At 69.5% G+C, this 6491-nt stretch carries 7 protein-coding genes and 1 pseudogene; 5 read left to right on the forward strand and 3 right to left on the reverse strand.

What is annotated here, in order from left to right; translation table 11 throughout:
• From ACFWF3_RS19710 to ACFWF3_RS19730, 5 genes and pseudogenes are all read left to right on the forward strand, one after another.
• Positions 1–705 (forward strand): cytochrome P450 (locus ACFWF3_RS19710; RefSeq protein ID WP_379314766.1); only part of this gene is annotated, 705 nt, incomplete at its 5' end.
• 62 nt (positions 706–767) lie between these two features.
• Positions 768–2426 (forward strand): OB-fold domain-containing protein, encoded by a 1659-nt coding sequence (locus tag ACFWF3_RS19715; RefSeq protein ID WP_379314771.1) that lies wholly within the window; start codon positions 768–770, stop codon positions 2424–2426.
• Between the two features lie 45 nt (positions 2427–2471).
• Positions 2472–2975, forward strand: coding sequence for a DoxX family protein (locus ACFWF3_RS19720; RefSeq protein ID WP_379314767.1), 504 nt, complete (start codon positions 2472–2474; stop codon positions 2973–2975).
• A 27-nt stretch (positions 2976–3002) separates the two neighbouring features.
• Positions 3003–3815, forward strand: coding sequence for an NAD(P)-dependent oxidoreductase (locus tag ACFWF3_RS19725; RefSeq protein ID WP_379314768.1), 813 nt, complete (start codon positions 3003–3005; stop codon positions 3813–3815).
• Positions 3794–4633, forward strand: a pseudogene (locus ACFWF3_RS19730) (NAD(P)-dependent oxidoreductase); the annotation flags it as partial. The gene ACFWF3_RS19725 and the pseudogene ACFWF3_RS19730, both read left to right, overlap by 22 nt.
• Positions 4634–4767: 134 nt before the next feature.
• Here ACFWF3_RS19730 and ACFWF3_RS19735 read toward each other — a convergent pair.
• The 3 genes from ACFWF3_RS19735 to ACFWF3_RS19745 all read right to left on the reverse strand — a co-directional run.
• Positions 4768–5136, reverse strand: a complete 369-nt coding sequence (locus ACFWF3_RS19735) for a hypothetical protein (RefSeq protein ID WP_379297474.1) — start codon at positions 5134–5136, stop codon at positions 4768–4770.
• On the reverse strand, positions 5136–5840 hold the full coding sequence (locus tag ACFWF3_RS19740; RefSeq protein ID WP_379314769.1) for an ABC transporter ATP-binding protein: 705 nt from the start codon (positions 5838–5840) through the stop codon (positions 5136–5138). Before ACFWF3_RS19740 ends, ACFWF3_RS19735 begins: the two co-directional genes overlap by 1 nt.
• On the reverse strand, positions 5837–6491 hold a 655-nt coding region (locus ACFWF3_RS19745; protein ID WP_379314770.1), incomplete at its 5' end, for an ABC transporter ATP-binding protein. The genes ACFWF3_RS19745 and ACFWF3_RS19740, both read right to left, overlap by 4 nt.

The following is a 6491-nucleotide window of genomic DNA, read 5'->3' on the forward strand; positions in this document are numbered from 1 at the left end:
CCTCGGCCCGGCCTGATCAACGCGATCAACAACGCGACGATGAACGGCGAGCCGCTCCCCGATATGGAAATGCTGGGCATGCTCGGCCTGCTCATCGGCGGCGGCTTCGACACCACGACCGCGCTCACCGCGCACGCCCTGGAATGGCTCTCGGAGAACCCGGACCAGCGCGAGACACTGAGCCGCGAGCGCGATGATCTCCTCGATTCCGCCACCGAGGAATTCCTGCGCTACTACACGCCCGCACCGGGTGACGGGCGCACGATGGCCGAGGATTGCGAGGTCGTCGGCACCCAGTTCAAGGAAGGCGATCGGGTGTGGCTGTCGTGGGCGATGGCCAATCGGGATCCGGCGGTCTTCGACGATCCCAACGAGGTCATCCTGGACCGACGGCGCAACCGGCACTACAGCTTCGGGCTCGGTATCCACCGGTGCATCGGCTCGAACGTGGCGCGGACCGTGTTCAAGCGCATGCTGCTCGCCGTGCTGGACCGGATGCCGGACTACCGCTGTGATCCCGAGACCACGGTGCACTACGACACCATCGGGGTCATCCAGGGCATGCGGCACCTCCCGGCGACGTTCACCCCGGGCGTGCGGCTGGGAGCCGGACTCGACGAGACGCTGGCGAAACTCCAGACGATCTGTGACGAACAGCAACTCGCGGCACCCGTCACAGCCCAGCGGGACGCCAGTACACAGTGAGCAACGCGATGGCCGAGCCATCGGTGAACAACAAGATGGCCCAGCCATCGGTGAGGAACGAGATGGCCGAGCCATCGGGGCGGCCCCTGCCCCAGGTGACCGCGGAGAACGAGTTCTTCTGGACCGCGGGCGCCGACGGGCGCCTGCGGATCCAGGAGTGCGGTTCTTGCGCGGCCCTGATCCATCCACCACAGCCGGTGTGCCGGTACTGCCACGGGCACACCCTCAGGGTCCGGGAGGTCTCCGGCTTCGCCACCCTGGTCGGCTTCACCGTCAACCAGCGGTTCAGCGTGCCGGGGCTACCCGCGCCGTATGTGGTGGCCCAGGTCGCGGTCGAGGAGGATCTCCGGGTTCGCCTGACCACCAATGTGGTGGGCTGTGACCCGGCCGACCTCGTGCTGGGGATGCGGATGGAGGTCGTGTTCGAACAGGACGCGGATGTGTGGTTGCCGCTGTTCCGGCCGACCGCCGACCAGCCCGAACCCGCGCCGCTGCCCGCCGACGAGATCGAACCGCACCGGTTCGGCGAGCACGTGCGGCCGATGATCGGACGGGACAAGTTCGAGGACAAGGTCGCCATCACCGGGATCGGGATGTCGGATATCGGTCGGCGGCTGATGGTTTCGCCGCTGTCGCTGACGATCTCGGCTTGCGAGCGCGCGGTCGCCGATGCCGGGCTCACCATGGCCGACATCGACGGCTTGTCGACCTATCCCGGCGGCGGCAATGTCGGCGGTTTCGGCGAGGGCGGCGTAACCGCGCTCGAGGCCGCGCTGGGTCTGCGACCGACCTGGTACAGCGGCGGTTTCGAGACCTTCGGTCCCGGCGGGTCGGTGATCGCGGCGATGTTGGCCGTCGCCGGCGGGTTGGCCAGGCACGTCCTGTGCTTCCGCACCGTCTGGGAGGCGACGTACAACGAACTCATGCGCACCGGCAAGATCACGCCGACGGGCGGCCGGACCACCAGTTGGATGATGCCCTTCGGCGCCACCTCGGCCGCGCATACGTTGGCGCAGAACGCCCAACGGCATTTCCATCGCTACGGCACCACCCGGGAAACGCTCGGCTGGATCGCGCTGAACCAGCGCGCCAACGCCGAGCTGAATCCGACGGCGGTCTATCGCGAACCCCTGACGATGCCGGAGTACCTCGAAGCCAGGCCGGTCACCACCCCGTTCGGGCTCTACGACTGCGATGTCCCCTGCGACGGCGCGGTCGCCGTGCTGGTCTCGGCGATCGACACCACCCCGGATCTGGCGAAGCCACCGGTGCGGGTCGCCGCGGTCGGTACCCAGATCCTCGAACGGATCGAATGGGACCAGAGCACCCTGACCCATGAACCACAGGTCCTGGGCCAGGCCGCGCACCTGTGGTCGCGTACCTCGCTGCGCCCCACCGATGTCGACGTCGCCGAACTCTACGACGGATTCACCTTCAACTGCCTGTCCGGGATCGAAGCCCTCGGCTTCTGTGGGATCGGCGAGGCCAAGGACTTCCTCGACGGCGGCAAGAACATCGCGCGCGACGGGCTGCTCCCGCTCAACACCCACGGTGGCCAGCTCTCCCACGGCCGCACCCACGGCATGGGGCTGTTGCACGAGGCCGTCAGCCAGCTGCGCGGCGAGGCGGGCCCGCGCCAGGTCGAGGGCGCGCGGGTCGCGGTGACCAGCAGCGGCGGGCTGACCCCGAGCGGTGTCCTCCTGCTGACCAGCGACAACTGACCCGATTCGACCGAGCCACCCCGTCGTGGCTCAGGAGGTGAACCCATGGATGTCACCGATGTGGCGCCGACTCTGATCCGGCTCGTCGTCGGCGTCACGATGATCGCGCACGGACTCAACCACTGGCTCGGTGGCGGGCGGATCGCGGGCACGGCCCGCTGGTTCGCCGGCCTCGGCCTGCGCAACGGTGTCTTGCAAGCCTGGGCGAGTGTGGTCGCCGAGATCGGGGCGGGCGTGCTGCTGATCCTCGGCCTCGCCACACCGTTGGCCTGCGCGGCGGTGATCGCGGTCATGCTCGTCGCCGGGCTGCTCGCGCACCGCGCGAACGGATTCTTCGTCTTCAAGGAGGGGTACGAGTACGTACTCGTCCTGGCGGTGGTCGCGCTGGCGCTGGCCTTCACCGGCCCGGGTCGCCTGTCGATCGATCACGCCGCCGGAATCACTGTCACCGGCTGGGCCGGGGGCGTCATCGCACTCGGCGCCGGCGTGGTGTCGACCACGGGACTGCTCGCGCTGTTCTGGCGCCCGCGGCCCGAACCTACTGCGTGAGTGGCATATCGAATAGGAGGTGCGCTGATGCGCATCGGATTCATCGGGTTGGGTAGTCAGGGTGCGCCGATGGCGCAGCGAATCGTGGCGGCCGGGTATCGGACCACCCTGTGGGCACGCAGACCCGCCACGCTCGAGCAGTTCGCCGAGACCGCGGCCGAGATCGCGCCCACCCCGCGCGCCCTCGCCCAGGCCAGCGACCTGGTCTGTTTGTGCGTGGGTAACGACGCCGACATCCGTGAGGTCCTGACCGGCGAGGACGGCGTGCTCGGCGGACTCGCGCCGGGCGCGATCGTGGCCGTGCACAGCACTGTTCATCCCGACACCTGCCGCGAGCTCGCCGAAACCGCTGCGGCACAAGGCGTTACGTTGATCGACGCCGCGGTCAGCGGCGGTGCGCCCGCGGTCGCCCAGGGGCGATTGCTCGTCATGACCGGTGGCCCGGTCGAGGCGGTCGACCGGTGCAGGCCGGTGTTCGGCACCTACGCCGATCCGGTGGTGCACCTGGGCGATACCGGGGCGGGCCAGGTCACCAAGCTGCTCAACAATCTGCTGTTCACCGCGAATCTCGCGACCGCGGCGAGCACTCTGGCGCTCGGCCGCGACCTCGGCGTCGACCAAGCCAAGCTCGGCGAGGTGATCGCGAACGGGTCGGCGAACAGCTTCGCCCTCGGTCGTATCCTGGCCGGCACGCTGGCTCGGATCGGTGAGCACGCCGGGCACACCCTGCGCAAGGACGTCGGGCTGCTCGCCGAACTCGCCACCGGGGCCGACGCCGAGACCGGTGTCGCGCTGACCGCGGCCGACGAGACACTGAGCCTCATCGGCCATCCGCGATGACCGCCTTGCGGATCGGGTTCATCGGGGTGGGGCGGATGGGCGCTCCGATGGTGCGCCGTCTCGTCGCGGCGGGGCACGAAGTGCGCGCGCTCGGTCGGTCCGGCGACGCGCGCCGACGGATCACCGAGTTGGGTGCCGAGCCCGTGTCGTTCACGGCCGCGGTCGGCACCGGGGCGGACGCCGTCGTGGTCTGTGTGTTCAGCGACGCCCAGGTCCGCGAGGTCTGCCTCGATACTCCGCTGCTGGCGAGCATGCCCGGCGGGTCGGTGCTCATCGTGCACACCACCGGTAGCCCACGAACTGCCGACGACATTGCCGCGCAAGCCAATTCCTCCGATATCGGGGTGGTCGACGCGCCGGTCAGCGGTGGGCCACCCGATATCGATGCGGGCACCCTCACCGTGTTCGCCGGTGGCGCCGAAGACGCCGTCGCCCGCGCTCTTCCGGTCCTGCGGAGTTACGCGGACCCGGTGCTTGCGGTGGGTCCACTCGGTACGGGCCAGTGCGTGAAGCTGGTCAACAACGCGCTGTTCGCGGCCCAGCTCGGCCTGATCACCGAAGCCGTGCAGCTGGCCGCCGAACTCGGCGTCGACGAGGCGACCCTGCTGTCGGCGCTCCAGCGGGCCAGCGGAGCCAGTCGCGCCGCCGCCAGTGTGGCGGCGAAGGGTTCGGTGGCCGCGTTCCACGCCGCGGTCGGTGAGTTCCTGCGCAAGGACGTCGCCACGGTGCGGACGCTGGCCGCCGAACTCGGCGCGACCATGGGTGCGCTCGACACCGCGATCGACGCACAATTCCTCGACATCCCGCGCGGCGTGTGACCGAACTGCGCTGCGCGTGACCGAATTGCGCTGTGTATGAACATATTACGCTGTGCGTGAAGGTATTACGCTGTGTAACCTCGATCGGGATCGCCCTCATGTGGGGGGCGATCCCTATCTCGATCAGGCGCTCATCACGCCACGGACGCTGCGTCGTCCAATTGAATTCGGTTCTCCGACAGGCGATCACCGAGCTGGTTCAGATCGTAGGACTGGCGTGCCATCCAGAATCGCAACACACCGGTGAGCGAGTAGCGGACGAACAGCGCGGCGCCGACGACACTGAGCGCCACCCCGACCAGCGCGAGCGCCAGTGCGTCGCGCTGGGCCAGCGGATCGGAGGTGTTGTGCGCCAAGAAGTAGGCCACCACGGCGAGCGCCGGGCCCGCCACCATCGCGGTCGCGCCGAGGCGCAACCACAGACTCCCCCGGCCCGAGGCGGGATCGGGGATCTTCAATTCGGCCAGTTCGCGAGCGAAGCGGTCGGCACGTGTTTCGGTCATCAGTGACTTCCTAGGTAGAGGTTGGCCAGTTCGCGGCGGAGTTCGCCGTCGGCGGGCCCCTGGTGTTCGATGCGGCCGCGCACCAGCACGGCCGCGTGGTCGGCGATGTCGAGGACGGCGGCGGCGAACTGCTCGACGACCAGCACCGCCACGCCTTGGCGGGCGATCTCACCGACCTGTTCGTAGAGCCGCTCGACGACCAGCGGGGCCAAGCCCATGGACAGTTCGTCGAGTAGCAGCACGGCGGGGTCGGTGGCCAATCCCCGGGCGAGCGCGAGCATCTGCTGTTCGCCGCCCGACATCGTGCCCGCGATCTGGTCGGCGCGTTGGGCGAGAATCGGGAATCGGCTGAACGCCACTTCCTCGATCTCGGCGTGGGTCTTGCCGGTGAAGGTCATCATCAGCAGGTTGTCGCGGACCGACAGGTTGGGGAACACGCCACGGCCCTCGGGGATCAGGCAGACCCCGGCGGCCGCCAGATCGCGGGGGTCGGCCCCGGTGACGTCTCGGCCTCCGAGGACCAGTCGGCCCGCGGTGACCGCACGCACCCCGGCCGCGACCCGCAGGGTGGTGGTCTTACCCGCCCCGTTGGGACCGAGCAGGGCGACCACCTCGCCGGCGCCGACCCGCAGGTCGACACCGTGCAGCACCGTGATCGCGTCGTAGGCCGCGCGGACACCGTGTAATTCCAGTGACGAGGTCATCCTTCTCCCAGGTAGGCGGCGAGTACGGCGGCGTCACGGCGGATCACCTCGGGCGGCCCGGAACTGATGATCGCGCCGAGGTCGAGTACGTAGAGCTGGTCGCAGACATTCATGACCAGGCCCATGTCGTGCTCGACGAGCAGTACCGCGACACCGTCGGCGGCCAGCGACCGCAACAGTGCGGCGAACCGCTCGGTTTCGGTGTGGTCGAGGCCGGCCGCCGGCTCGTCGAGCAGGACCACGCTGGGCCGGGCGGCCATCGCCCGGCCCACCTCGACCAGCCGGCCGGTGCCGGTCGGCAGATCGTCGGCGGCGGTGTCGGCGACCTCGTCCAGTCCGAGTCGGTCGAGGAGCCCGTCGACGATCCCGGCGGCGTCGCGCCGGTGGCGCCCGAGTTCCGCGGCGACGAGCAGGTTGTCGCGAACGCTCAAGCGGCCGAACAGTTCCAGCCGCTGAAAGGTCCGCGCCATCCCGTGCCCGGCCCGGCGGGCGGGCCCGAGCCGGGTGACGTCGCGGCCGTTCATGGTGACCCGGCCGGTCACCGGTCGCCGCAATCCGCAGATCACGTCGAACAGGGTGCTCTTGCCCGCGCCGTTCGGGCCGATCAGGCCGGTCACCTTGCCCGCCTCGGCGCTCAGCCCGGCCTTGTCC

It is taken from the genome of Nocardia sp. NPDC060220 (genome assembly GCF_042727815.1).
Lineage (GTDB): Bacteria > Actinomycetota > Actinomycetes > Mycobacteriales > Mycobacteriaceae > Nocardia.

Coding starts and splice junctions, on each gene's coding strand:
- ACFWF3_RS19725 (WP_379314768.1), top strand. CDS start 3,003: ATGCGCATCGGATTCATCGGGTTGGGTAGTCAGGGTGCGCCGATGGCG.
- ACFWF3_RS19715 (WP_379314771.1), top strand. CDS start 768: ATGGCCGAGCCATCGGGGCGGCCCCTGCCCCAGGTGACCGCGGAGAAC.
- ACFWF3_RS19735 (WP_379297474.1), bottom strand. CDS start 5,136: ATGACCGAAACACGTGCCGACCGCTTCGCTCGCGAACTGGCCGAATTG.
- ACFWF3_RS19720 (WP_379314767.1), top strand. CDS start 2,472: ATGGATGTCACCGATGTGGCGCCGACTCTGATCCGGCTCGTCGTCGGC.
- ACFWF3_RS19740 (WP_379314769.1), bottom strand. CDS start 5,840: ATGACCTCGTCACTGGAATTACACGGTGTCCGCGCGGCCTACGACGCG.